The organism is Vibrio lentus, from assembly GCF_030409755.1.
GTDB classification, from domain to species: domain Bacteria; phylum Pseudomonadota; class Gammaproteobacteria; order Enterobacterales; family Vibrionaceae; genus Vibrio; species Vibrio lentus.
This window is the reverse complement of sequence record NZ_JAUFQE010000002.1, coordinates 945,740-971,216: the sequence shown is the minus strand read 5'-3', so window position 1 is coordinate 971,216 and position 25,477 is coordinate 945,740. Positions and strand designations below refer to the sequence as shown.

General features: G+C 44.3%; 21 protein-coding genes. 6 read left to right on the top strand and 15 right to left on the bottom strand.

The features are described from left to right. Positions 1 to 8: 8 nt before the first annotated feature. From QWZ07_RS12765 to QWZ07_RS12705, 13 genes are all read right to left on the bottom strand, one after another. Entirely contained in the window at positions 9 to 1,595 is a 1,587-nt protein-coding gene (locus QWZ07_RS12765) for a cytochrome ubiquinol oxidase subunit I (RefSeq protein ID WP_192853132.1), read from the bottom strand. A 175-nt stretch (positions 1,596 to 1,770) separates the two neighbouring features. Next, the gene (locus QWZ07_RS12760) at positions 1,771 to 3,189 is read right to left on the bottom strand and encodes an aminotransferase-like domain-containing protein (protein WP_192853131.1); all 1,419 of its coding nucleotides are present in this window, start codon (positions 3,187 to 3,189) and stop codon (positions 1,771 to 1,773) included. Positions 3,190 to 3,398: 209 nt separating this feature from the next. Beyond that, complete coding sequence (locus QWZ07_RS12755; RefSeq protein WP_479683703.1) at positions 3,399 to 4,859, bottom strand: lytic polysaccharide monooxygenase; 1,461 nt, start codon at positions 4,857 to 4,859, stop codon at positions 3,399 to 3,401. A 368-nt stretch (positions 4,860 to 5,227) separates the two neighbouring features. Then, entirely contained in the window at positions 5,228 to 5,587 is a 360-nt protein-coding gene (locus QWZ07_RS12750; RefSeq protein WP_192853130.1) for a DUF6559 family protein, read from the bottom strand. 58 nt (positions 5,588 to 5,645) lie between these two features. Next, positions 5,646 to 6,404: a vitamin B12 ABC transporter ATP-binding protein BtuD gene (gene btuD, locus QWZ07_RS12745; protein WP_192853129.1), complete on the bottom strand. Its 759-nt coding sequence runs from the start codon at positions 6,402 to 6,404 to the stop codon at positions 5,646 to 5,648. Next, positions 6,391 to 7,386, bottom strand: coding sequence for a vitamin B12 ABC transporter permease BtuC (gene btuC, locus QWZ07_RS12740; RefSeq protein WP_017109810.1), 996 nt, complete (start codon positions 7,384 to 7,386; stop codon positions 6,391 to 6,393). The genes btuD and btuC overlap by 14 nt, the downstream gene beginning before the upstream one ends. Positions 7,387 to 7,519: 133 nt before the next feature. Further along, the gene (locus QWZ07_RS12735; RefSeq protein WP_017109809.1) at positions 7,520 to 8,548 is read right to left on the bottom strand and encodes a succinylglutamate desuccinylase; all 1,029 of its coding nucleotides are present in this window, start codon (positions 8,546 to 8,548) and stop codon (positions 7,520 to 7,522) included. Positions 8,549 to 8,826: 278 nt separating this feature from the next. Beyond that, on the bottom strand, positions 8,827 to 10,623 hold the full coding sequence (locus tag QWZ07_RS12730; RefSeq protein ID WP_017109808.1) for a M3 family oligoendopeptidase: 1,797 nt from the start codon (positions 10,621 to 10,623) through the stop codon (positions 8,827 to 8,829). A 136-nt stretch (positions 10,624 to 10,759) separates the two neighbouring features. After that, a complete protein-coding gene (gene cobC, locus QWZ07_RS12725) occupies positions 10,760 to 11,377 on the bottom strand; it encodes an alpha-ribazole phosphatase family protein (RefSeq protein ID WP_017109807.1) in 618 nt (205 codons plus the stop codon). A gap of 9 nt (positions 11,378 to 11,386) precedes the next feature. Beyond that, positions 11,387 to 12,007, bottom strand: coding sequence for a bifunctional adenosylcobinamide kinase/adenosylcobinamide-phosphate guanylyltransferase (gene cobU / locus QWZ07_RS12720; RefSeq protein ID WP_017109806.1), 621 nt, complete (start codon positions 12,005 to 12,007; stop codon positions 11,387 to 11,389). Positions 12,008 to 12,016: 9 nt separating this feature from the next. After that, a complete protein-coding gene (locus QWZ07_RS12715; protein ID WP_192853128.1) occupies positions 12,017 to 12,823 on the bottom strand; it encodes an adenosylcobinamide-GDP ribazoletransferase in 807 nt (268 codons plus the stop codon). After that, a complete protein-coding gene (gene cobT / locus QWZ07_RS12710; RefSeq protein ID WP_192853127.1) occupies positions 12,823 to 13,869 on the bottom strand; it encodes a nicotinate-nucleotide--dimethylbenzimidazole phosphoribosyltransferase in 1,047 nt (348 codons plus the stop codon). The genes QWZ07_RS12715 and cobT overlap by 1 nt, the downstream gene beginning before the upstream one ends. A gap of 58 nt (positions 13,870 to 13,927) precedes the next feature. Beyond that, positions 13,928 to 14,539 (bottom strand): flavin reductase family protein, encoded by a 612-nt coding sequence (locus QWZ07_RS12705; RefSeq protein WP_192853126.1) that lies wholly within the window; start codon positions 14,537 to 14,539, stop codon positions 13,928 to 13,930. Positions 14,540 to 15,258: 719 nt separating this feature from the next. Here QWZ07_RS12705 and QWZ07_RS12700 point away from each other — a divergent pair. Together QWZ07_RS12700 and QWZ07_RS12695 are read left to right on the top strand one after the other, a co-directional pair. Beyond that, positions 15,259 to 15,954: an NAD-dependent epimerase/dehydratase family protein gene (locus tag QWZ07_RS12700; protein ID WP_076671698.1), complete on the top strand. Its 696-nt coding sequence runs from the start codon at positions 15,259 to 15,261 to the stop codon at positions 15,952 to 15,954. 185 nt (positions 15,955 to 16,139) lie between these two features. After that, positions 16,140 to 17,510, top strand: coding sequence for an L-cystine transporter (locus QWZ07_RS12695; protein ID WP_065103637.1), 1,371 nt, complete (start codon positions 16,140 to 16,142; stop codon positions 17,508 to 17,510). Between the two features lie 121 nt (positions 17,511 to 17,631). Here QWZ07_RS12695 and QWZ07_RS12690 read toward each other — a convergent pair whose 3' ends face one another. Both QWZ07_RS12690 and QWZ07_RS12685 read right to left on the bottom strand, forming a co-directional pair. Next, complete coding sequence (locus tag QWZ07_RS12690; RefSeq protein WP_192853125.1) at positions 17,632 to 18,024, bottom strand: GlcG/HbpS family heme-binding protein; 393 nt, start codon at positions 18,022 to 18,024, stop codon at positions 17,632 to 17,634. Positions 18,025 to 18,033: 9 nt separating this feature from the next. Beyond that, positions 18,034 to 19,044 (bottom strand): aldo/keto reductase, encoded by a 1,011-nt coding sequence (locus QWZ07_RS12685; protein ID WP_192853124.1) that lies wholly within the window; start codon positions 19,042 to 19,044, stop codon positions 18,034 to 18,036. A 142-nt stretch (positions 19,045 to 19,186) separates the two neighbouring features. On the opposite strand from QWZ07_RS12685, the gene QWZ07_RS12680 reads away from it, so the two are divergent. The 4 genes from QWZ07_RS12680 to QWZ07_RS12665 all read left to right on the top strand — a co-directional run bounded on the left by QWZ07_RS12680 (position 19,187) and on the right by QWZ07_RS12665 (position 25,476). After that, positions 19,187 to 20,080 carry a LysR family transcriptional regulator gene (locus QWZ07_RS12680; RefSeq protein ID WP_192853123.1) on the top strand — a complete coding sequence of 298 codons (894 nt, stop codon included), beginning with the start codon at positions 19,187 to 19,189 and terminating at the stop codon, positions 20,078 to 20,080. A 271-nt stretch (positions 20,081 to 20,351) separates the two neighbouring features. Next, positions 20,352 to 21,113 carry a YdcF family protein gene (locus QWZ07_RS12675; RefSeq protein WP_102310933.1) on the top strand — a complete coding sequence of 254 codons (762 nt, stop codon included), beginning with the start codon at positions 20,352 to 20,354 and terminating at the stop codon, positions 21,111 to 21,113. Between the two features lie 425 nt (positions 21,114 to 21,538). After that, positions 21,539 to 23,011, top strand: a complete 1,473-nt coding sequence (locus QWZ07_RS12670) for an aerolysin family beta-barrel pore-forming toxin (RefSeq protein WP_192853122.1) — start codon at positions 21,539 to 21,541, stop codon at positions 23,009 to 23,011. Positions 23,012 to 23,196: 185 nt separating this feature from the next. Next, on the top strand, positions 23,197 to 25,476 hold the full coding sequence (locus tag QWZ07_RS12665) for a hypothetical protein (protein ID WP_192853121.1): 2,280 nt from the start codon (positions 23,197 to 23,199) through the stop codon (positions 25,474 to 25,476). Position 25,477 lies beyond the last annotated feature (1 nt).

Sequence of the window (25,477 nt, the reverse complement as noted above, 5' to 3'; positions counted from 1 at the left end):
CAGTCGCCTTATTGTTGAACTTGTTGTGCCAATTTGGCTTCAAGTGATGTTGTTGTTTGTTCATAGTGATAGCGACCCGTTTTTAAACTGCTTGGGCCTTTTTTAGCAACGGTAATCATCAAGTAACTTTCAACAATGATGAAGACGGTATAGAGGCTGATAATTAGTGCGAGAGACGTAAGTAGATTCTCAACAGTTTGCGAAGAGGCTGCGACCGTCACAGGAAGGATTTCACCCACCGCCCATGGCTGACGACCATACTCCGCAACAAACCAACCTGCTTCAATTGCCACCCAAGGTAATGGAATTGACCAAAGTGCCGCCTTCAATAACCAAGGCTTTTGCGTAATGTTTTTACGGTAGGTTTGCAGGAAGGCCGCACCAAAGACAAACAACATAATGAAGCCACAACCCACCATGATTCTGAATGACCAGAACAGAGGCCACACAGTTGGGATTGAATCATCGGCTGCTTGTTGGATTTGTTGTTCAGTTGCGTCAGTCACGGTGTCTGTGTATCGCTTGAGCAATAAGCCGTAGCCAAGGTCGTGCTTGGTTTGATCGAAAGCTTGCTCTGTCTCATGTGAGGTATCGCCAGATCGCAAACGCTCTAGCAATTCATAAGCAATAATACCGTTTCGAATACGCACTAAATGTTGATCACGCAGATCATGAAGTCCCGTCACTTGCTCGTCCAAAGATCGCGTTGCAATAATCCCCATCACATAGGGAATTTTCACAGCAAAGTCAGTTTTGCCTTCTTCTTGATTTGGTAATCCAAACAAAGTAAACGCCGCAGGTGCCGGTTCGGTGCGCCATTCCGCTTCAATTGCCGCAAGTTTCACTTTTTGGACGTCACCCAGTTCATAGCCCGACTCATCACCTAATACGATCACCGATATTATAGAAGCAATGCCAAACGAAGCTGCGACAGCAAACGAACGTTTTGCAAAAGCAACGTCACGACCTTTAAGCAAGTAGTAAGAACTCACGCCAAGGATAAACATCGCACCGCAGGTATAAGCTGAAGCGACTGTGTGCAAGAACTTAACTTGAGCAACCGGGTTGAGCACCACTTCGGCGAAGCTAGTCATTTCCATACGCATGGTTTGGTAATTGAACTCCGACCCAATCGGGTTTTGCATCCAACCGTTAGCAACCAGAATCCATAATGCAGAGAAGCTAGAGCCCAACGCCACCAACCAAGTCACGACAAGGTGTTGGCCTTTGGACAGTCTTTCCCAACCGAAGAAGAACAGTCCAACAAAGGTGGATTCTAGGAAGAATGCAACAAGGGCTTCGATAGCAAGAGGAGCACCAAAGATGTCGCCGACATAGTGAGAATAATAAGACCAGTTGGTGCCGAACTGGAACTCCATGGTTAATCCGGTCGTGACACCTAAAGCGAAGTTAATACCAAAAAGTTTGCCCCAAAAGCGAGTCATGTCCTGATAGATTTGCTTACCGGTAAGCACATAGATCGACTCCATGATCGCCAGTAAGCAAGACATACCAATAGTTAACGGGACGAAGAGAAAGTGAAACATAGCGGTTAGCGCAAACTGTAAACGCGACAATTCAACTACATCAAACATTTAAGCTCCAAACATCATAATGATGGCTTTCATATTAAGAATTGGAGCGTATTTCAGCACAGTTCGAACAAACCAAACTAGAACAGATCAGCTGTTAAAAAACAGAACAGATTGAATTGTCCGACGAGTGACAAGCTAGATTTCAAGTAAACATAGTCGAGGAGCGACTAACGACTTAGGCTTGTGATTCCATCGCCTGAATCAAACCACCTAGCGTACGAATGGCTTCTGCTATTTTGTCGTCACAAGCGTACGAAGAGTTGAGACGAATATGATGAGAGAACTTTTTGTCGCTGCTGAATATAATTCCCGGCGCAACAGAGATGTTGTGTTCAAGTGCTTGCTCATAAAGCTTCTCTACACAAACAGAATGAGGCAACTCTACCCAAAGGAAGTAACCACCTTGGCTTTTATGAATCAGAGCACTCTTAGGCAAACTGGACTCTAGAAGTGCTATATGCGCCTTCTTCCTTTCATTCAGCAGTTTGCGAAGCTTTTTAAGGTGGTTGTCATAGCTATAAAACGTCAGGTAGTGAGACAAGCCAAGCTGAATCGGAATACTGCTGGAGAGTGTCGATAGATGCTGCAATCTCTGAATCTTTAACGCTTGTTTCCTTGCAACTACCCAACCAATTCGAAAGCCCGGCGACAGTGATTTGGAAAACGAACCACACAGCATGATTTGCTCGCCAGTGTCATAAGCTTTGGCTGGCAATGAACTTTGGTTTCCAACGTGAAGCTCACGATACACATCGTCTTCAATCATTGGGATCTTATGGTCATTCACTAACTCGGCGAGTCGCTGTTTGTTGTTATCACTCATCGAATAGCCAACAGGGTTTTGCGATTCTGTCATGAACCAACATGCTTTGATGTCCATTGAAGCAAACACCGACTCCAATACATCTAAATCGATACCGGTTTCAGGGTCGGTCGGGATCTCAACAGCGGTAAGATTAAGCCTTTCAATGGTCTGTAACACACCGTAAAACGCAGGGTACTCTATCGCGACCAAGTCACCCGGTTCGGTACAGGATTGCAGGCATAAGTTAAGTGCTTCCATTGCCCCAGACGTGATCACAATATCGTCGGGCAATACATCTAGCCCACCAGCTTGATAGCGCTGAGCGATTTGCCTGCGTAACGTTTCACTGCCCGGTGGCAGATTAGTAAGCATGCTGTTATCGGGCATTTGACGACTTGCATTGGCTAAACTGCGCGACAACGCTTGATGCGGAAACAAAGCAGGATCTGGAAATGCCGAGCTAAGTGGAATGATGCTAGGGTCTTTGGCTCGTTGAAGCACATCGTAAAGCAGGTCACTGATTTTAACGGGATACGGCTTGATGGCTTTTTGTTGCGTGTATTCTGAGGTGAATACATTTCTATGCGGTAACACGAAATAGCCAGACTTAGGCTTTGAACGCACATAGCCTTGGTCTTCAAGCTGTTGATAGGCTTGCAGTACCGTCTCGATACTGAGTTTATAGCGCTTACACGCGTCTCTAATTGATGGGATCTTCTCACCACTCAGCCAGATGTTTTGTTCTATCTGATTCTTGATTGTATTGGCGAGTATCTGAGATTTTTTCATCAAAAAGTCTTTTCTATCTAATGTGTAAAAGGTTACTAAACCGTGGATATTCGAAGCATTCGGACATTCAGGTATAACAAAGCCTTACCCTAAACCCAATTACCCTCACGGTCGACTTGTTTATCCCTCCCACAAGAAAAGACACCACACTCATAAATCGAGTGTGGTGCCTTAATTACTGAGCTACTTAGTTTAGATTAACTAGCCGACTAGTTAGCTGGACGCCAAACGCCCCACTGATCATTTTCGTAGGTCGCTTTAGGGTTTGTACCACCTTGAACCCACCATTGTGCTTTCCACGACTGGTTTGAATACGTCACTACTTCACCGCCTAGGTAAGTCGCTGATGAATCCCACGAGCCTTGGTCTGGGTCTGGAGTCGGATCAGGATCCGGCGTTGGATCTGGGTCTGGTGTCACGCCACCGTCATCGGCAATCACTTCGAACGTGAAGGTTTCAACACTATCACTTTCAATAGAACTAGCCATGAATGACAAGGTTTCATTAGCTACAATACCAGTCGTATCTACGACAACTGACGCAGTACCGTTATTTTGGATGCTTACCGCAGAACCTTGAGTTTGAGTTAATGTCGCCGCTTCACTTGTTGCAATCACAACTTTGTCGCCAGCATTCACTACGTTGTCACTCTTCACTAGCTCGTAGATGTCGCCTTTCAATGGTTCAACACCACCGTCGCCACCATCAATCAGCGTTAACTGACCAGAAGCACGGCTATCTTTTGAGTTGAAGAAGTTACGTGAAGGATCGTTTTGGAAATACATGTAGTGCTGCATTTCAGCGTGCCAGTCACCAATGAAGATCGCGCCATCTTTGAACTCTTCATGCCAGCCGTTAACTTCTGAAGCCAACAAACGAGCCCAATCGTTAACGTTTGAAGCGTCGATAACGATGTCGAAGCTACGCGCTACTTCACCGTACTTGTTGATGATGTCGTATTTAACCGTCTCACCAATTTCTGGCGTACCAAACTGGTCAGAAACAAACAGGTCGCCACGAACTAGATCAGGTTGAGGTGTAGGATCTGGTGGAGGAGTTGTTCCCCCCGCGATAGTGATGTCAGAACAGTTGTAGAAACCTTCACCCGCGGCATCGTCACGTTGCCAACGTACATATAGAATTGCGTCGCCAGATCGCTCTGAAGGAATCGTTACGTTGATACGGTATTTGCCACCACTTACAGGAACATTCCCAACTTCTTGGATAAGATCTAAATCACCCCACGCTAGGCCTTTGCTCAGGTCGGCGTTTGGTTTGGTTAGGTAGAACTCCCAGAATGACGGGTTGTGTGGTGCAGTCGCATTGAATACATATTCAAATGTACCAGTATTTAGCTCGGTGCGAGTCCAGCCTGTATGAGGTGCACCCATGCCGCGTTTTTGCGAATCATTGGCATAACACAAAGTGCCGTCTGGAATCGCAGCCTTTACAGCATTGATGTTGTTGAAATCTTGGATGTTTTTCGCATACTCGTTGCGTTGAACGAAAGGATATGAGCCTGAAATATCTTTTGCTTGAGCACACGCCGCATTTGGTGGCGTACCTGACCAAACTCCGCCCTGCTCGTAACACGTATTCTGACGTGCGCTTGGAAATTCAGACCAGCCATGAGCGTTTGCCACTGATGGCACGCTGGATAGCATAGCCATCCCCACTGCTATTTTTAGAATATTATTATTTGCTGTTTTCACTTTCCCACTCTCTGTTATTTTACCCTGAGCACAACATCAATTGGTCACTTACCAACCTAAATTGCAGTTCGAAGGTTTATAGTTATTAATTGAAGAACAACGAAAAATATATACGTCAATTTTATCAATGACAGCGGGTTTTATATTGATAGGAATCAGCATCACACAACTCAAACAAAAGCGTTGTAGATAGATGATGTTGCTTCGAATTATTGGATCTCAGTATTCTGTGTTGATTGAGGAAACAATATTCAAAGTGAATAAAAAAGCGGCTTAATGATTAAGCCGCTTTTGGGGATATACAGTGTTAGGTGGTAAGACGATATTTAATAGCGGCTATGCATGCCCATGCGATGTGACATGTCATCGTCCATACGACCACCCTTCCAACCGCCGCCACCTAAAAGATTGAGCACATCGCGCGCGGTGTAATTCTCGCCGCCGAAGAAGTCATTAGACACATCATTACGTAACAGCTGGATAATGGGAACCAATTCAACATCTAAATCTTTCGGATCCGCAAACAAGGCTAAAGCAATCTGTTGTTGGCGTTTACTCAACTCACGAGAACTTGTTTCGACTTGACCGATCGAGAAAAAATCACGACTCCCGTAACTTTGTACCATCTTTGCAGACAGTAACTTAATCACCTTTTTGATTCTTCGCCTTTGGATGTATCTAAACATGTTTGCTTCCTTTACTAACTCGCCTTGAACCCAATAACCGGCTTAACCAATTTGTCTTTTAACCAAACAACAGATAAGTTTGATCATCGACTGAGATACTTTTGACTTCAGTGTTAAACACGGACTCTAGCTGCTCAGGGGTAAGCACTTGTTCTGCACTACCTGATGCTTGAAGTACGCCTTTGTCGAGCAACAACACTTGGTCTGCATGTCTTAGGGTTCTGTTCAGATCGTGGTTAGCCATAATAACCGCAATGCCCTTATCAGCCACTCGTTCGATAAGCTTATACAGCAGCGCTTCTTGAGCAATATCCAACGGAGCTGCAGGTTCATCGAGGATCAGCAGCTTTGCGTAAGGATTAAGCGTCGGCCAAATTTGCAGACACATTCCCGCCAAACGAACGCGTTGCCATTCACCACCAGACAGTGTCTGAATGGAACGATGAAGTTTGTCTGTGATGTCCAACATCTGGCTTATCTCTTCCAAAGCTGCGTTGATTTCAGTATCAAGGCCATGTGAAGAGCTTGGCAGAGACAACGCAAGGTATTGGAACACTTCTAAGTTGAAGGCTGGCCTTGCGCTTTGACAAAGATAAGCACGGTGTAATGATAAGTCTTGTAGCGACAACACAGATAAGTCTCGTCCATCGAACTTGATATCACCTTTATAGCCATCACCAATACCAGATATCGCTTCGAGTAAGGTACTTTTACCGCTGCCATTGGGGCCGATAACGTGAGTCACCTGCCCTTGCTTGAGCTCAAATGATAGTGGTAATAAACGAGCGCCGACGCTCAGGCTCTTAATTTGAATCATGATTTTTAATTAACATCCAAATGAAGATAGGCGCACCGATACTGGTGGTCATCACACCCAAGGGTAGTTCTGCTGAATCCAATAAAGTTCTTGCACAAATATCAGCAAATACAAGCAATGCTGCACCAGCAACGGCAGACAAAGGAAGAAGGTATCGGTTGTCGGTACCAATCGCTAAACGCAACAAATGTGGCACAACCAAGCCAACAAAGCTGATCACGCCGCCCAATGCCACCGCGCATCCAACTAAAATAGACACAGCGAAGATTAGACGCCAACGTAATCTCGGAACGTTCACGCCTAACTGTGCGGCATGCGTCTCGCCAATCATCAGCTTATCTAACTTACTGCCTTGCAGACACAACCAAACAATCACGGGAATCATGACTAAGGTGAGCGAGTGTTGATACCAAGTCACGCCACCTAAGCTGCCCATCAGCCAATACATCAGTAAACGTAGGCTGAGGTCATCACTAAAATAGAACGCCCATGTCACCATCGCACCTGAAAGAATGCCTAACGCGACACCCACCAGCAATAATTTGGCCGTGGTCAGTCGCATCGTTTTGACCATGCTCACCAGAATAACGGTAAAACAGAGTGAGCCTAAAACGGCAGCGATCATGAAGAGTTCTGGTGTAGGAGCAAACGGCAAGAAGAACAGCACGATCACCATGGCTAAGCTCGCACCGCCAGAAATACCCAGCACACCCGGCTCTGCCAATACGTTTCCTAATAAGACTTGCAAGCTTGCACCAGATACAGCTAAACCTGCCCCGATGGCAATAGCCGCCAATAATCGAGGTAAGCGTAAATCAATCAGTAGTTTTTGTTCTAACGCGGACAAGGTGCCCAGAGGGGAAATGAAGAGATCGCCAACCATTAGGTAAATTGCACTCAGCGCGACAAGCAGTGCTGCCATCAGATAAATGGCTCGCGTCCATTTGCGCTGTTTTTGGTGAAGAAGTTGTTGGAAATCCATATCAAGCTACTTTGAAATTGTTCGCGTAACCTTACCTGTATCCCTAAATAAACTCAAGGCTCACACCGTAATGTGAACCTTGATATTTCAACCAGTTGAGCGGTTGTTTTAGTCGCTTAAACCCAGCTAGGTATTAATCGTACACAAGCTGACCGTGGTCGAATCGAGTTTCAACTTCGCACACCATTAAGGCAGCTCGTTGACCAATGGCCACGTTGCGATTTGGGAATACCACGGCTTCGTTTTCATTCTTCGCCATCAGTGGCTTATCACCATCATGACCAAATACTTCACCGTGCTTGAACGCGGTAAAGTTCTCTACAGAATCAGAGAACATGAAATCAAAGTCATCGTGCAAACGAACAATAGTGCGGCTCACACGATACATGATAGTTCGCTTAGGCAGATGCTCAGGCTCAGCTTCAGCAATCAAGTTACGCATCGCCAAATCAAAAGCAGTGAGCTTAACAAGTTGGTTCTCACCAATTTTTGCTACCTGACCCAATTCCATTGTCAGTGCTTGCGCTTCAAAGTTTTCAGCGCTGTACCAACTGAAGGTGCTGGTTGGTGCATTAGACAGCAACACAGCTTCAACGTGGGCACTGTTAATGAAATCGAAAAGCTCCTTGTTGCGTACTTCGTGGCGAACCTTAGGGCTCACAGCGAACGAGTAATGCTTAGATAAACGGATTGCACAGTGCAAATCTAGATGCCAACGAGTGGCAGGCTCCGTTTCTTTGTAAAACTCAGTAACCAAGAACTTCAAGTTCTTCGCAATATCCACTTCTCGATTGCTTTCGTGCTGCTTTTCATCAAACAGACGATTCATATTCACATCGAGAAAACGCGTATGCGCATTGGTCGCTTCTGGGTGAGCGATGATAAACAAGCAACGAGCATTTACTACTTGGAAGCCTGTCTCAATATCCTCAACTAATTTATCTACTAGCTCCATCGGTGACGTTTCGTCACCATGAACACCTGTTGAGAAGATGATGTTCTTAGTTTCAGAATTATAATCCGCGGGAATTACTTCCAATACACCACGTTGATGAAGCTTAATTTCAACACCGTTACTCAGTACGGTCTGTCCTGCAAACACTTCTTGCTCAAGATCTAGGCTGTCAAAAAGAAATGATTGGCGAAAGAGGGTCTTCGTCATGCGCTACTCCTTAATTGCACGGCCGTATGTTAATAAATTGTACATAGAAATTGTGTCGCTAGGATCGCACTTATCAACAGAAACTCCGTTATCAATCACAAATACTACCCATATATTTTTATATTACCTGCTGGCTTTACTAACCGACATCTGTTCCAAATAACTTTCTCTAGTTAAAGTAACTTTGGGTCGTCTCAGCTTTTCTCAAGTCATGTCAGCAAGATAAGAGCCACGTAAGCTAACACAGCTCTGACCTGCTATGAACAGATTGAGATCAATTAATCTTCCTGATTCAGCAATCTTTCGAATTCATCGATTTGAACTTTGACCATGTCGATACTTTGTTGCCAAAAATCCGCTTGAGTCAGGTCCATTCCGAGATGCTTTTGCACCACTTCTTCCGCCATCATGCTGCCAGTATCACGAAGCAATGAGACATAATCACCGTAGAATTGTTCGCCCTTAGCATCACGTTGTGCGTAAACTCCTTTACTGAACAGGTAACCGAACAGGTATGGATAGTTGTAGAAGCTCACTTGAGAGATGCTGAAGTGCAGCTTGCTCGCCCAGAAGTAAGGGTCGGCTTCTGTCATTGCATCGCCGTACCAATCTTTCCAAGTGGTTTCCATCAAGTCGCACAGCTGTTTAGCCGTCAGTTCGCCTTTTTCACGCTGCTCGTAGAACGCTTTTTCAAACTCGAAACGTACCGGAATATTCACCATCAAAGCGAGTGAAGAAGAAAGCTCTTCCCACAACATTTCCAGCTTCTCATTGCGTGTTTGTGCTTGCTTTAACAAGTGGTCACGAACGATGTTCTCTGCAAAAATAGAAGCGGTTTCTGCCAGCGTCATTGGGTAGCGTGTCTGACACAACGGCATGTCTTTCATTACCCAGTTGTGGAACGCGTGGCCCAGTTCGTGTGCCAGTGTCATTAAGTCAGAGCGGCTACCACTCCACGTCATGAATACAAGCGGTGTACGTGTCGCAGCAAACTTGGTGCAGTAAGCCCCTAGGCGTTTATTCGCAGCCGGAGCGGCATCAATCCAACCGTTTTCAACCATTAATGCGACAAAATCAGCCATCTCTGGATTGACTTCAGCGAAAGCAGTTTTGATTACTTCGATCGCTTCATCAAATGGGTAAACCTTAGATTCACTGTCACCCAGCGGCGGCATAGCGGCTAAATGGTTCCATGGCTTCATTTCATCTAAGCCGTGAACTCTAGCCATCAACAGACCCGCTTTCTGACCAACCTCGCGATTGGCTTTTGCCACCGACATCATGGTGTCTAGGGTTTCTGGAACAATTCGGCTGCCATGTAGGCTTGGATCTAAGAAATGTACGTCGCTTATTTTTGAACGCTTTTTATTTTCAGTCAGTCGCCATCCAGCCAATGCGTTTAGGATCGAAGCAAAAGACTCTTGATGCGTTTTCATCGCACCTTGAACCGCGCGCCATGCAGGTTCTTGTTTGTCGAATTCGCTGCCGTACAACAGGCTCGCCGCTTGCGAGAAACCTAGAGCTTCGTCTTCGCCGTCTAGCTTTAGCGAAAGTTTTAAAGAACCCGTTAGGTTGTCGTATAAACGACCCCATCCATCACGGCCATCAACCTTCATCGCAGCTAATAACTGCTCTTCAGCAACACTAAGGCGGCTGCTCGATAGTTTGCGTGAGCTTTCAATAGCAAAGCGCTGCCCTGCTACATCGGCACTATCATGCTCTAATACGGCATTCACAAATTCAGGTTCTGCGTGAATTAAGGTGTCTTCATAAGGGCTGAATGCTTGAGACATTTCAGAGTTCAGCTTAGCTACACGGCCAAGCAGTGCTTTTGCTTCTGTGTGTGTCGCGTCGACCGACGCGTGACAGTTAGCAAAGGTATTGATTGTGCTGAGTAACGTACCTGCCGCTTCTGAGGTCTGGATTGCGTTTTGCATTGCCAGAATGATGTGACGCTTTTCAACATGCAGGTACAAGAGCTCAATACACTGTTGAATCAGTTCGATGTCTTGTTCGATTTTTGCATCATCAAGATCGCGATAAGCAATGCTTAAATCCCAACTTGGAGTTGTCATGACTAAATTCCTTTCACGTAGGTAGTAATACCAATTTGGTATAGCGACTGTTCACGCCGCTTTATACTTCTAATTACTTTTAATACTTCTAATATTTTTAGTAGATTATTAATTCTTAAACTGTGTTTTTGAACACTCAGAGAACAGGCAGCCCTATCGCTTTAACGCTGATAAAGCTCTGCGCAAACTGAGTGACTTGAATATGGGTTATCGACGCATTCTCAATCGATAACTTCGAGTACAAGCTCGGATTTTTCCAATCAATATCAAGGCAATGCGCTAATAAGATTCGAATTACGCCACCATGAGTAACCAGCAATAGATTGTCACTTGGATCATTCAAAAGTTGCGACCAAGCTTGAGTTACTCTGTTATGGAAGCTCTGTAAACTTTCCGCACCAGTCAGTTGATGGTTTGCGGGATCTTGCCAGAAGGTGTCTAGCATCGCCCACTTGTCTTGAAGTTCATCAAATGCGACCCCGTCAACCTCACCAAAGTTCATTTCTTGGAAGTCTGGAGCAAAAGATAAAGGCACTGACATACGCTCTGCATACAAGCTCGCGAGATCACTGCATCGTCGTAATGGCGAAGTAATAACACCATCGAAAGCGACATCGTTCTGAGCCAACTCATCACAAATCCGCTGTTGAAGGTTTGGGTTAACCAACACGTCAGATAAACCATTCAGTGCTGCTTTCCCGTCAACCTTGCCATGTCGCAGCAAATAGATATTTTTGGTTGTTCCATTGACCATGAGTGCGACCTAGCCTTGAGTATCAAACGAATGATTAGATGGTTTTAAGTGCAGTGGCAATCCTGCGGCGATCAACGTAACTCGTTCGACAACGCGAGCTAGCGCTTGGTTCATTCGCCCTGCATTGTCGACAAATAAGCGCGACACTTTACCCAGAGGTACCACACCTAAACCGACTTCGTTAGACACCATGATAATTTGCGCCGGACTTTGCTCAACGCTTTGCACTAAAGCCTCAACCACGGCTTCAACCTGTTCATTGGTTGCGTCATCACCCAATTCAAAGATGATGTTGTTCAACCACAATGTTAGGCAGTCAATCAACACCACATCATCTTGGGTAAAAGATTGCAGTTTTTCGGCTAACTCGACGGGTACTTCATGCTCAATCCACTGCTCACCTCGACGTGCTTTATGGTGCGCGATTCGTTCTCGCATTTCATCATCAAGATATGTCGCTGTCGCAATATAATTGAGGCGTCCATTTGAACATGCTTCAAGCGCACATAATGCTTGTTGCTCTGCAAAACCCGACTTGCCAGAACGAGCTCCACCCAATACCAGATGGCTACTTCGCTGACTTGCTTGATTAATTTGATTCGCTTGAAAAGTTTGATTCGTGTTTGTCATAGGACGCCGTTATAGAAAGCCATTGTAAAAAGCAGCTATGAATACAAGATAAGTCAGCAACTCCATTAACTGTTGAGCCGCACCCAAGCAGTCGCCAGTAAAGCCGCCAATTCGAGCCATTAACCACTTTTTAATACCTGCTCTAAACAGAAATGCGACGACAGATAAAACCAAAGCGAATTCAAGACCAAACCACAAGCTTGGCAGCACACCAATAATTAGCAAAAAGACAAGCTCGCCCTTGGTTTGTTTGTTGGCCAATGGCTTACTTTTACTGGTGTCCAAATCGCTGACATAAGGCATGTCGTAGATAAGGGAAGCCGCAATCGCACGGCTAAAGGTATAACTCGCGACGATAACCATAAACAGTCCAGTCATGCTCACGAGTTCATTCAATAAAACCCACTTACCCAGCAGAGCCATAACCAGAGCAGACGCACCGTATGTACCAATACGGCTGTCTTTCATGATGGTCAAGCGGCGTTCAAGTGTCATGCCGCCACCAATACCATCCGCCATATCGGTTAAGCCGTCTTCATGGAAAGCACCCGTCAGCATTAAGCTAAAACTCATCATCAAGAAGATCGCAATCGTACTCGGCAATACCGCATCGAGCAGTAAGAACAGACCACCACACAATACGCCAAGCAACAAACCGACCATTGAGAAATAACGACCTGAACGGTTCATTCGCTCTGATGAATAGGGAGTGTTCTTCGGCATTGGCAAACGAGAAAAGAAGCCCATCGCCAGCGCAAACAACTCCCACTGATAAGTAACTCGATCTTTCAACGATCTTTCTGGTGCATCACTCATTAAACAGTGACTCCGGCACTTTCGAAACTTGCCATGTTGTTGTAAAACTCGGCTGCCGCACGAATAATTGGCATAGCCAAAGCAGCACCTGTGCCCTCGCCCAGTCTCAATCCAAGGTCGAGCAGTGGCTCAGCGTCTAGTAGCTCTAGTAGGATTTTATGGCCTGACTCTTCTGAGCGATGAGCGAAGATCATATAATCACGGCAGTTCGGCTCAATTAAGGTCGCGACATACGCCGCAACCGACACGATAAAGCCATCGACCAATACCGGTGTACTGTTTTGGTATGCACCAAGGAAACCACCGACCATTTGAACGATTTCATAGCCGCCGACTTGTGCTAGTACCTGTTTAATATCTTTAACTTCTTTCGCATCTATGCCTTTGCAGCGAGCAACACCTTGCTCAACCACAGCCACTTTACGTGCAAGCTGTTCATTGTTGATGCCAGTGCCTAGGCCAACACATTCAACGGCAGTACGGTTTGCTAGTGCACTTAAAATCGCTGAAGCGCTGCTAGTATTACCGATGCCCATTTCACCAAACATGATGATATTCGTGCCATTCAAAATGGTTCTAGATACAAGCTCTGCACCCAGTTCAATCCCACGTTCAACCGTTTCTAAACTCATTGCCGCTTCGTTGACAAAGTTGTTGGTTCGCGTACCTAAGCGCTGAGAAACCAACATGTCACTGTCAGATTCAACAGGCAACAATATCCCAGTATCCACGACTGTAATATCGACGTTGTTTACCGCACAAAAGCAATTAATCGCTGCGCCGCCGCTTAAGAAATTCAACACCATCTGCTGTGTGACGGCACTTGGGGCAATACTCACGCCTTCATCAGCAATACCATGATCACCTGCAAAAATGATGATACTCGGCTTGTTCAATTCGATGTGTTCCACCGCAGCTTCTTTGCCTTGGCTCTGAATCAATGCCAGTTGATGTGCGACTTTTTCTAGTAGGCCAAGCGCACCGAGTGGCTTGGTTTTTTGGTCGATGCGATGTTGGATGGACTGTGAGTATTTTGTATCTAACATAGTTTTTAAAAACGCTTATTCTGGGTACGTTGATTTAGGGTTTGCTACTTAGGGATTATTACTTAGGGCGTGCGACAGAGAACACATTGGAAAGCGTCGCGTATTCACCGCCACCCAATCGAGACAAAGGGTCCAATGCCAGCGCATCAACCTTAAGACGCTCACTCTCTTGATCAATCACATCTTCGGAGATGTACACAGTTTCGACTTGAGCAAAGACGAGGCTTTGTGGCACCTCTCCAACTTCTTTTACTTCGTACAAGGTGCAGCCAAAAGCAACCGCGCACTCTTTTACTCTTGGTAAAGAAAAGCCTTCAAATTCAACCAGCTCAATATTATTCGCAGTTACTTCAGAATCACCGTGATCGAGTGTGGCTGCAGTCGCCGTCATTGTTTCTGCAGAACTTGAAGAAGCAATGTGAATCACCAGCTTACCCGTTTCAAGGGCATTGCGGGTGGTATCTTTGATTTCGCCCGATGGCTTCTTCCCAACCGATAACATCAGTAGCGGCGGATTGCTGGAAACAGGCGTGAAATAAGAGAAAGGCGCTAGGTTGTACTCTTGATCAGAAGATTCCGTCAATGCCCACGCAATAGGTCGAGGAACAACGGTTTGTGTCATCAGGTGATAAATCTGAGTGGGAGCAAGAGTATCAAGCTTGAGGTTCATAGCACGTCCTTGGTCTATGTGAATTACGACTCAGTTTACGTGTTAAGCAATGCCGTATCTATGCCTAATCAACAGAAACCATAGAGAGTGTTCTTAATTTAAACAGATCCCACTGGTTTTTTCTCAAATTGACATTCAAATTGACGAACCCTAAAACACCAACAATACTGATAATAGATTTATCAATAGGTTACATTTTGGCATCGTTTATGCTTTATATAAAACAACTTATTAAACCCTCTCCGTTGATAAGTTAAGTAAGCAACTTGTCGGTCTCTCTCCATCGAGAAGTTAGCAACAAAGCAAGTTCAGTAAGACAGTAACAAAAAGTGACTCCCCTCACTTAGTAACAAACAGTAGATTAGTAAAAAACAAAGATTTAGGAGGTGAAATGTTCGCAAACCAAAGCAAAAGGAAACCAATTAAATCGAGTAAAAAAGCAAGTAAGAAAGTGAAGAAAATCCCACTATCCTTCACATGATTATGACAAGCCCGTTGCCCAGCGGGCTTTGTTATATCTGGCACTAATTAATATTGAACATTAGATTTTAGACCACCAGCCCCGTTTTAACTTATTGTTAGACTTCCATCCTATCAACCTATCAACCTATCAACCTATCAACCACGCAACTGACCACTCGTTGTTCAAAAGTTTTATTCGCTTAAAATTCAAACACTGTTTATATTAAACAGGCACTTGCAAAGGGTTAAGGATAGCTATGAGCATTTCAGGAGACAAAGCATCGGTCATTGTTGCAGGAGCAACAGGCCTGATAGGTTCACACGTTTTGGATTTACTCATAGACGAACCCGCGGTCGAGCATATCTACGCTTTGTCCCGAAGAGCACTAGATTCTCAGTTTAACTCCAGCAAACTCCACACGCTCATTCATAGTGATCTACAAGTAACAAGCTGGGACGATACCAAAGCGACGCCCAACTTAGGTATTATCTGCCTAGGTACTACCAAGAAAAAAGCGGGTTCCAAAGAAGCATTGCGTAAAGTCGATGTTGAATTGGTCAGCCAAGTGGCTCAGTCGATGAAGTTTATCGGAGTAGAAAGACTTGCTGTGGTTTCAAGCTATGGTGCATCACCAACATCCTATTCTCATTACCTAAAATGCAAAGGTCAGATGGAACAGAATTTGATGCGTATCGGCTTCAAACAGCTGTTTATTGCTCGTCCTGGCCCTCTTGTTGGCGAAAGAGCTCAGCCACGAGCCGACGAAAAACTCCTACAAAGTATCTTCCCTTTGTTGTCACCATTTATGATTGGTAAATATAAAAACCTGCGCCCTATTCAGTCAAAAGACGTGGCACAAACCATGCTGTTCCGATTATTCGAAAATAATTTCCAAAATGTAGAAATTTACTCGTCAAGTGACATGCTCAATTTATTGGCAAAATATCGCTAAAAAGCTCATCTATTCACCAAAATGTTGGATATCCATTCATCTAATTGAGTGGATATTACTAATTGTTCTAATCAATTACTTTTCTTTATTTTACGTTTTGTAACAGAACGTTATCTTAGCTAACAGTACTTAAGCCTATATATCTAGGCCGCCCATCAATCTGAAGTAATTCATAAGGACATTAAATGTCATTCCCAACTATCGCTGCCTTAGCGGTATTCATTGGTATTCTATTTTTTCTCTACGGACAGCAGAAAAAAGAAAACACACTTTCTCGCCTTGTTCTATTAGGTTTAGTTTTTGGTAGCGCATTCGGCCTAGGCTTACAGCTGCTATTTGGCGAAGGCAACCCGGTCATCAAAGAAACGTTGGATTGGGTAAATGTTGTTGGCAGTGGCTATGTTGGACTACTAAAAATGGTGATCATGCCATTAGTATTGGTTTCAATGATTGCTGCCGTGGTGAAGCTTGAGAAAGGCGGTTCACTGGGCAAAATTTCTGGCATCACTATTTCAGTATTACTGGCAACAACGGCGATCTCTGCGATTGTGGGTATTGCAGTAGCTCAAGCATTCGGTCTTTCGGCTGAAGGCTTAACAGAAGGTGCTCGTGAAACGGCTCGTATTGCAACACTAGAAAGCCGCATGGGAAGTGTGTCTGACCTAACGATTCCACAAATGCTGGTTAGCTTCATTCCAACTAACCCGTTTGCAGATCTAACCGGTGCTCGCTCTACTTCAATCATCGCAGTTGTTATCTTCGGTGTGCTTACAGGTATTGCTGCTCGTAAAGTAATGGCTGAAAAAGAAGAGCTAGAGTCACCAATTCGCACTTTCGTTGAAGCGGCTCAATCTATCGTAATGCGCTTAGTTAAGATGATTATGGCACTAACGCCATACGGCATCGCTGCGTTAATGGCGAAAGTTGTCGCAACATCAAGTGCTTCAGACATCCTAAGCCTACTGGGTTTCATTGTTGCTTCTTACGTCGCAATCATCCTGATGTTTGTTGTTCACGGTGTGTTGGTCTCTTTTGTTGGCGTAAACCCAAAAGAATACTTCCAGAAAATCTGGCCTGTACTGACATTTGCTTTCACTTCACGCAGTTCTGCAGCAACGATTCCACTGAACGTTGAAGCTCAAATTACTAAGCTAAACGTGCCACCAGCGATTGCTAACTTGTCTGCAACTTTCGGTGCAACAATTGGCCAGAACGGTTGTGCGGGTATCTACCCTGCCATGCTAGCCGTCATGGTTGCGCCAACCGTGGGCATCGACCCAATGGACATCAACTTCATTCTGTCTTTGATTGCTATTATTACGGTGAGCTCATTCGGTATCGCGGGTGTGGGTGGCGGTGCAACTTTCGCAGCACTTATCGTACTTCCAGCTATGGGTCTTCCAGTGACTATCGCAGCTCTGCTTATCTCTATCGAACCACTTATCGATATGGCACGTACTGCGCTTAACGTATCAGGTGCAATGACAGCCGGTACGATTACAAGTCGTATACTGGGTAAGAAAGAACAAAAAGAGTTGGAACAAGCGAACGCTTAATTCGACTTCCGTATTCAAGAGCGATTAAAGATCTTGGTATGAGTAAGCAAAAAAACCGATGCAAATGCATCGGTTTTTTATTATCTGTCTTTTATCAGAGTGACTTTGTAAGCAGCAGAACTTAAAGCACCAGCTGAATTATTTTTTCAGCTAATACTTCATCGTCGTCTTCGCTCAACCCACTGATACCAATCGCCCCAATCACCTGCCCTTGATGTTGAATAGGTACACCACCTTTAAAACCTGTGATTTTCGGATCTGTCCAATAGCTTACGTCTTTACCTGTCGCCCTCGCCCATGCGCCCAAGTTACCACTCGGTTGTCTATCTCGTGCTGAGGTATAGGCTTTGTTTTGAGCTAACAAACCGGCTTGCACGCTGACGTTGTCCATTCGGGAAAACGCAAGCAGTTCACCATGTGTATCACACACGCTCACCGCAATTGCTTGGTTATTATGCCCTGCAATATCGAGCGCACTGTACACGAGTTGCTGTACTATTTTTTGATTCAACATACTCATCCCCTATGGCAACGCCTGACCACGTGAATACACGTATAAGTTGTACCACTCTTCACGACTTAAGGTGATTTGCGTCGCGACTGTAGAGGCTTTGATTCGATGTAGATTAGTCGTGCCAATAACAGGCTGAATACTTGCGGGGTGACGAAGTAAAAACGCCAGCACAATCGCTTCACTTTCAACACCATATTGATTTGCTAACTGAGCCACGTAGTGCGCGGTCTTTTTCACGTTTTCATGTTCTGAATACAAACCTTGCTCAGCAAACCGGCCTTGTGCCAAACAGCCCCAAGCTTGCAGTTGGATCCCCTTCATTTGGCAATGCTCTAGTGTGCCTGCAGCAAAATCAGATTGATGGTGACCTTGTGAGTTAATCATCACCCCATCATTCAACCAATCAAGCTTTGCCAAGCTCATTTCAATTTGATTCGCGACAATCGGCTGACCTAGCGCAGATTGCAGATACTGGATTTGGTTGCTGTTCATGTTCGACACACCAAAGAAATCGACCTTACCCTGTGCTTTCAGGTTCTCTAGCGTTCTTGCCAGTTCATCGAGCTCCATTAGCGGATCAGGACGATGCAGAAGCAACACGTCGAGCTTTTCCGTATTCAAGCGATTCAGAATGCCTTCCACCGATTGGCCTACCCAATCTGCCGAGAAATCATAACGGCCAACGTTCCCCTCGCCTTCAAAACGAATCCCACACTTAGATTGAATGAACAATTGATCACGTAATTCAGGAGCTTGCTGTAACGCTTGACCAAAGGCTTGCTCAGCTTTAGTAAAAGTATAAATGTCAGCATGGTCGAACAGATTGATTCCTGATTCTAGTGCAGTGTCAATTACGCTGCGTGTTTGCGCTACATCAGCCGCCGTTACTGGATTGTCGTTCCAACCACCACCCAGCCCCATGCATCCATAGGCGACTTGCCCAACATTCTCTAGATAGGTTGATAATGGAATGTTCTTTTTATTATCTGTTTTGCTTGTTGAATCAATGCTGTTCGTCATATCTGATCTCGCTTAGAAGATTTGATGCCAATAAATATGCCTCTATCATATTGTCCTTTTTAGAAAACAGAATATGCTAGTTACGAATTAATTGTTTGATATGGCGAACAATAGAATTAACCCGTTTTAAAGGAACACGCACATGAACGAGCACAAGAGAATAGAACGACTGATCCTATTTGTAGAGCTTGCTCAGCAACTTAACTTTACCAAGGCAGCAGAGAAACTTGGCATATCGAAGAGTTATCTTTCAGAGCAAATCAAACGACTAGAGAGCGATTTACAGTGCCCTCTTCTTGTAAGAACGACACGCAGCGTTCGATTAACCCAAGAAGGCGAACGTGCCTTACAACAAGGCTTAACCATTCGTTCTCAAGTACTACAGCTAGAACGCAGTGTTTCAGAACAACACGACATCGTTAAAGGCACATTACGGCTGACAGCACCAAAGATGTTTACCGAGGTCTTCCTATTTGATATCTGCCAACAATTTAGGGAGCAATACCCAGAGGTTCGCTTCGAGATAAACAGCAGTTACACCAACTTCAATCTTAACCAAGATGATATCGATATCGCCTTTCGTGCCACTAACACCCCACCTGAAAACATGATCGCGAAGCGTTTAATTGCCTATCAGCACGACTTAGTCGCGACACCAAGCTACCTTAAGCGGTTCGGTCACCCAAGCAATGCGAATGAGCTTAAACATCACCAATGCTTAGCGACGTTACACCAAACCGAATGGCCGCTACGATCAGCAAACATTGAGGTATCTGGCTGGCTCTCGAGTAATGATAACCACTTACTCAAACAGCAAGCGATGAAAGGCAGTGGCATCATTCGAATCGCGAGTTATTACGTAGAAAAAGAGATTGAACGTGGAGAGTTAGAACGAGTGCTTACTGATGAATGCTTGCAACAAGATAACTGTATTTATCTGTTCTACCCTCAAGTCATATATCCGGCAAAGAAACATCAAATGTTCATTAAGTTTGTTCAGGATTACTTTGATAACTTAAGTAAAGGTTCGAAATGACTAGAATTTGATGAAAAAACAAATTAAATAGCATTGAGTAAGGTTTAAATAACCCTCCTGATTTATATACCTATATTTTAAGAGGGATTAATCGAACAATAATAAAGCGTTTCAGTTACTACTATCGCGAGCATTAATAATTAATAGAAAGAAATCGTGCATTTGTTCAATAATACAATGAGTTAGCTATGAAGCATCATCATGATTGATATATGATGCAACGCTTCAGCATGCGACACCACCTTGGCATCAGTTCGATAACGGGATCCTCATGAGCTTTATTATACTTTTACTTCTTCTGCTATTCGTTGGCATTACACGTTTACTTCAATGGCGAACAACTTCTACTTTTTTATCTCTTCTTCTTATATCGTCATTTGTATTGATTGGTTCAGGTTTGATCCCTCGTTATTTATTAGACGACCTACAAGCGAATTATGAAAGTAAGCCTGATATCCAATGGTCTGACAATAACGCCATTGTTCTTCTGGGTGCAGGCACGCAACTAATTAAAAGCACGCAAGAGTTCGAGCCAGCTTTTTTCTCTTTTGGCCGAATCAGCGAAACTGCAAGCCAATATAAAGATTGTGCAAAAGAACAAACCATATGCAAAGTGGTCATCAGTGGGGGTGATGCTCAGAATAACGGCGTCACAGAAGCTGAGATTTATGAACAGCAACTGCTTAGGCTGGGGGTTCCAATAGCCGACATCATCCAAGAACCAAATAGCGTGAACACTTGGAAAAATGCGCAATTGACGAGCGACCTAATGAAGCATCATCAATTCGACAACGTTGTTTTGGTGTCATCAGGCCTGCACATTCGTCGTAGTGAACTCTATTTCAACCACTTTGGATTGAACGTAATTCCGGTAAGAGCCGATTATATGGCGGCTCAGATTTCGTGGCTGCCATTGTGGTACAACTTTGCAGTGACAGACTTTGCCCTGCACGAGCAAATAGGCTTCGCTCGATACAATGTCTACAACTTCATGGGTTGGAACAGTAAGCGAGAAAAGCCAGGCGATGCTTAATCGCTTGCTTGGAAGCTCAGAAGATTATCGGCAGCTAAGTTAGCTCCAGTTTACAAACATAATGCAGCAGCAATCGAACGATTGTTTGTTGCATTTTTTGTTCAAAGCAACCGCAAAGTACTTCTATCTTATCCTCTCACTGCCCTTCATTTTTTATATCCAACCGCTTATCCATTTAGGGTTTAAGTAAGCCTTTATGCCGAATGAACACCTACATAGATATCCATCAATAAAATAATAAAACCATTACTGTAACCATCTGATAATAATAAGGAATTTATTTCAATTTAATTCAGTATTTTTGGCATTGTTTTATATGACAGAGTACACACCGCTAGGGGCCCTCGGCTTCAAAATAATATAAATATAATCTAACAATCGCTTCTAATAAAAATAGCCAGAAAATGCCATTTAGGAAATTATTCATGCTTAACGTCAGTAAAACCATACTATTCAGCGCTGCCCTCTCTTTAATAGCTTTTACAGCTCATTCAAAGATTTACTCTGACCAGATCGTCTTAGATAAACTCGGTGACGATAGTTGCCGTTCAGACTATCGCCCACTTAATAAGTTTGAAGCTCAAGAACATAAAACAGCTCTTATTTCTCGCATGAACGTGTGGGACATTGTCGGCCTTCAGGACGATTGGGAGATTATGGGCTCTGGCTATCACGGACTCATCAAACAAGGGCAAGCAAACGACAACACTTGGTGCTATCCAAACTCGCCAGATGCGGGCCTCCCTTATTACGATGAACAAGCGATTCAAGAGAGCGACAACCTTGAGGTTCAAAGCGCTTTAATCAACGACAACGGAAACTTTATCAGACCACTAAGTTACTTGGCTCACAATCTTGGTTTTGCATGGGTGGGTGGTAACAATGCCCGCTATGTCGGTCAAGACATGTCAATCAAACAGCTCAACGACGGTTGGGAGATAAAAGGGAATAACAACGGGAGCTGCAGTGGCATGCGTTGTAATGAGAAAACGACAATCACAGTCGATAATTTCTCTTACACCTTAGACAGCGAAGCATTTTCGCACGGCACGATTTTAGAGCCAGCTCAGGAACTGATTAAAACCGTATCAGCCTACGCAATCAACGAAAGCAACGAGCCTAAGCAAATCATCGTTGACCTTCAATTTGAACAATCGACTCGTTGGCACAAAACCAATAGATTTGATCTCGCTGATTCGGTAATCATCTCTGATAACTTTAAATGGCCACAAGTTGGTAAAACGGACGTACGAGTACTTTTAGAGGAAGAACAGCGTTTTTCTGATACCAATAATGGATCTCGTTCTGAACTGAGCGAACTGCAAGCTATCATTACGGTTCCCGCAAATTCAGTACTGCCCTTTCAAGTCGAGTTCTTACGCTCGACCATCTCTTACCCTTACCGCATAAAAGCCGAGATGAGTTACGACGTTAACTTTACTGGCTTCCTTCGCTTTAGCGGCAATGCAATCAGCAATCACCCGACAAATCGTCCAACTGTTTCTCATACCTTTACAATGGGAACCAACAGTGAAGAACAAGCGAACATCCGCTACCAATGGGATCACCGCTATATTCCTGGAGAAATGAAATGGTGGGATTGGAGTTGGGCAATCAACGAATATGGCCTTAGCAGCATGCAATATGCCGCTGGCGCGAGTGTTCGCCCCTTCTACTCTTATGTTTCTGGTCAGTTTAGTGCCGAGTCACAATACTCCGGGATGATCGATATCGGTGCGGAGCAGTCTGTCGATTCATTTGATGTCGTGAACATATTAACCAACCACAAAACCTACCATGCGGGCGATATAACCGTCGTTACCAATTTCGACCCTAACGCGCTAAATCGACTCGGTTATCACGATGCTCAGCTAATGATTACTCCAACACAACACTAAAAATACAACTGTACTCCAACACTAAGCTCATCACACCAGTGGTGAGCTTAGTGTTACTTCCATATCCACAAGTAAACCAAAACACTTAATCAACAACTGTTCTGGGCAGGTTCCCTCTGTCGTCCTTGAACACTGTTCGAGAAGTGCTTTTCCTCCCAACCACCAAAGAAAGCCACTACCTAAATATGACCAAAAAAATCCATTTATGGCGGTTCGTTGCCATTGTGTATAGCCCCTTATCCGTCGCATTTTGTCTTAGTGACGACGTCCAAGATATTCAATCATTAAACGCGATTAATCAGAATCGAATAACGTCATGGGCTCGAAACGAAGTTTATTCAGAGCCACAGTTTGGCATTGCACTAGGCGAACTTGAACACGACGCTCATACAAACTCTTTTTCGGCAGCTTGGCCACAAACAGAGCAAGCACTCGCGAGCGTCCCGCAAACTTATGAAAGTACACTAAGCGAACAAAGTCTATTCAACCGCCTCGGTAAAGCAGGCTCTTCTACGCTGGAAGTTTTAGGGCCAGTTGGAGATGCGGTCGCTGTGGGCTTTTGGCTAGACAACATGGTAAGTACATTTTCTCAGGAATCCTCTACCCGTCTTGATGAAGCCGCTTCTGTTTTTTCCATCATTCCTCTCGTTGGTGACGAGTTAAACCTATTGTCGAATGATATTAAGTACTTCGCAGCGAAAGAAAAAATTGAAGAGTTTGAAAGTCAATCACATTACGTGTTTAGTGACCACTCGCCAGATTTTTATCGCTTCCATCACAAAAAAGAGGACGCAATTACTCTACTTAACAGATACGACAATCACGTATTACAGAGTGCCAAAATGTATGTCGACCACTTACTTCTTGAAGCTGACACAGAATATCGCCGACTGACCGCTGCATACGATAGGCAACTTTCTAAGCAAATGGCACGCATTGATTTAGAAATGTTGAAATCTATCGCGCATGTATCGCCTGAATCAAATCTGCACCAACCTCTATGCCACAACGTTCGCTCCTCTTTAACAGAACTAGAACGCTGTATTCGCACTGAAGGGCCCTTACGCATTGACAATTTAGTTAATAACCTAAACGAAGATGACTACCACGCGCTCGCTTTAAAATTACATAGCAAGAAAAGAGAGCTCGTTGAAATCGCTTTACGCCGACTATCCACGCACAGAATGAACATAGTTAAAAGGCTAATAGAAAGGTCAAAACCTCACGTCGCATCGATCATAACACACAGCAAAATCAACCGAAGCACATTGGAATTTCAAGTCAGGCAAAGTGGACTGAGAGAGTATGCAAACGAAGTTTGGGGACTTGATTATCTCAGTGAAGAGCAACTTAAAACTGCTACCTTACTGATACGCCCAGCCAGAGAATGTTGGGGAGTTCCTGCCATTGTACCAGGAGGCATTAAAGCCTCTGTCGATGCGTGTAAAGACTCTGGTGCATTATACGATACTTACCACCCTAAAAAGGACCCAGAGTTATCAGAAGTGTTGCTAAAAAAGGTTGAACTTAATGTCGAAGAGCATATTGCATCAAGAGTTATTGATGGTTGGCCAGCTGGCTTATTTAAAACTCACTTAATCAATACTGCTAATGCCTACATATCTGGCCAGCTCTCTAATCAGGTGTTTGAGCAGCAATTATCCCTGCTAACTGACATAGAGATTCTTAGCTACCAAACGTCTTTAGTGGATTATCTAGAAAGCAAAGGAATCGACGGTTCAAACCCCGACAATCGTACAAATTGGTATCAGATTAGCCGTTGGTACGAGCTGCTGCTAACAGAACGACCAAGTGGTGGGGTATTAGATCAAATCAAACAATATGAAATTTTTAAATACTTTATTCAGCCGCAATTCAAACTGGCTATTTCAATGTCTTACATACGCTCTCTCAATTACTCGATACCGTTTCCTAGCGTTTACTCTGCAGCAAACCTTAGGTTTTATGCCCCTCAAATGGCAGACATACTCGATAACGTGATGTCGCAACCTAGCGCTCACTTTGAGCGAAACTTTCAAAGCGCTATTGACAGCATAACGGAAAAGGCTATGAAGGCGACAAGTGCCAACCAACTTCAGTATTTATTGGGCGATCTTTCTCTCTATCTTCAAATAGCACAGCATCAGCAGTCAGAATCAAATATATCAACCAACAGTAAACATCAACTGTTCAACAGCACGCTATCACCTCTGCATTTGAGCTATCTATCACAAGACCATCAAGACACCATTGCGTTTCAAGTTGGCGAAATCTCAACCCATCAGATTTGGTCACACCTTGCTGATATCAAGAACACGTTAAGCCAAGGAGATATTCAAACGGCAGTAACGCAACTAGGAGCCATCGTTAAGGAGGATGACTTTACCATGCTTCCACACATCAACCATATGTTGCTTAGAGAGCTAGAAGATTGGATTGAAGTTCAATTGGCATTAGAGGAATAAG

Bases quoted from the DNA above. Each gene is read 5' to 3' on its own strand.
- QWZ07_RS12755 (WP_479683703.1), bottom strand. From the start codon at position 4,859: ATGGCTATGCTATCCAGCGTGCCATCAGTGGCAAACGCTCATGGCTGG.
- QWZ07_RS12765 (WP_192853132.1), bottom strand. From the start codon at position 1,595: ATGTTTGATGTAGTTGAATTGTCGCGTTTACAGTTTGCGCTAACCGCT.
- cobT (WP_192853127.1), bottom strand. From the start codon at position 13,869: ATGTTAGATACAAAATACTCACAGTCCATCCAACATCGCATCGACCAA.
- QWZ07_RS12730 (WP_017109808.1), bottom strand. From the start codon at position 10,623: ATGACAACTCCAAGTTGGGATTTAAGCATTGCTTATCGCGATCTTGAT.
- QWZ07_RS12695 (WP_065103637.1), top strand. From the start codon at position 16,140: ATGTCATTCCCAACTATCGCTGCCTTAGCGGTATTCATTGGTATTCTA.
- QWZ07_RS12705 (WP_192853126.1), bottom strand. From the start codon at position 14,539: ATGAACCTCAAGCTTGATACTCTTGCTCCCACTCAGATTTATCACCTG.
- QWZ07_RS12665 (WP_192853121.1), top strand. From the start codon at position 23,197: ATGACCAAAAAAATCCATTTATGGCGGTTCGTTGCCATTGTGTATAGC.
- cobC (WP_017109807.1), bottom strand. From the start codon at position 11,377: ATGGTCAATGGAACAACCAAAAATATCTATTTGCTGCGACATGGCAAG.
- QWZ07_RS12750 (WP_192853130.1), bottom strand. From the start codon at position 5,587: ATGTTTAGATACATCCAAAGGCGAAGAATCAAAAAGGTGATTAAGTTA.
- QWZ07_RS12700 (WP_076671698.1), top strand. From the start codon at position 15,259: ATGAGCATTTCAGGAGACAAAGCATCGGTCATTGTTGCAGGAGCAACA.
- btuD (WP_192853129.1), bottom strand. From the start codon at position 6,404: ATGATTCAAATTAAGAGCCTGAGCGTCGGCGCTCGTTTATTACCACTA.
- QWZ07_RS12715 (WP_192853128.1), bottom strand. From the start codon at position 12,823: ATGAGTGATGCACCAGAAAGATCGTTGAAAGATCGAGTTACTTATCAG.
- QWZ07_RS12680 (WP_192853123.1), top strand. From the start codon at position 19,187: ATGAACGAGCACAAGAGAATAGAACGACTGATCCTATTTGTAGAGCTT.
- QWZ07_RS12670 (WP_192853122.1), top strand. From the start codon at position 21,539: ATGCTTAACGTCAGTAAAACCATACTATTCAGCGCTGCCCTCTCTTTA.
- cobU (WP_017109806.1), bottom strand. From the start codon at position 12,007: ATGACAAACACGAATCAAACTTTTCAAGCGAATCAAATTAATCAAGCA.
- QWZ07_RS12690 (WP_192853125.1), bottom strand. From the start codon at position 18,024: ATGTTGAATCAAAAAATAGTACAGCAACTCGTGTACAGTGCGCTCGAT.
- QWZ07_RS12760 (WP_192853131.1), bottom strand. From the start codon at position 3,189: ATGAAAAAATCTCAGATACTCGCCAATACAATCAAGAATCAGATAGAA.
- QWZ07_RS12685 (WP_192853124.1), bottom strand. From the start codon at position 19,044: ATGACGAACAGCATTGATTCAACAAGCAAAACAGATAATAAAAAGAAC.
- btuC (WP_017109810.1), bottom strand. From the start codon at position 7,386: ATGGATTTCCAACAACTTCTTCACCAAAAACAGCGCAAATGGACGCGA.
- QWZ07_RS12675 (WP_102310933.1), top strand. From the start codon at position 20,352: ATGAGCTTTATTATACTTTTACTTCTTCTGCTATTCGTTGGCATTACA.
- QWZ07_RS12735 (WP_017109809.1), bottom strand. From the start codon at position 8,548: ATGACGAAGACCCTCTTTCGCCAATCATTTCTTTTTGACAGCCTAGAT.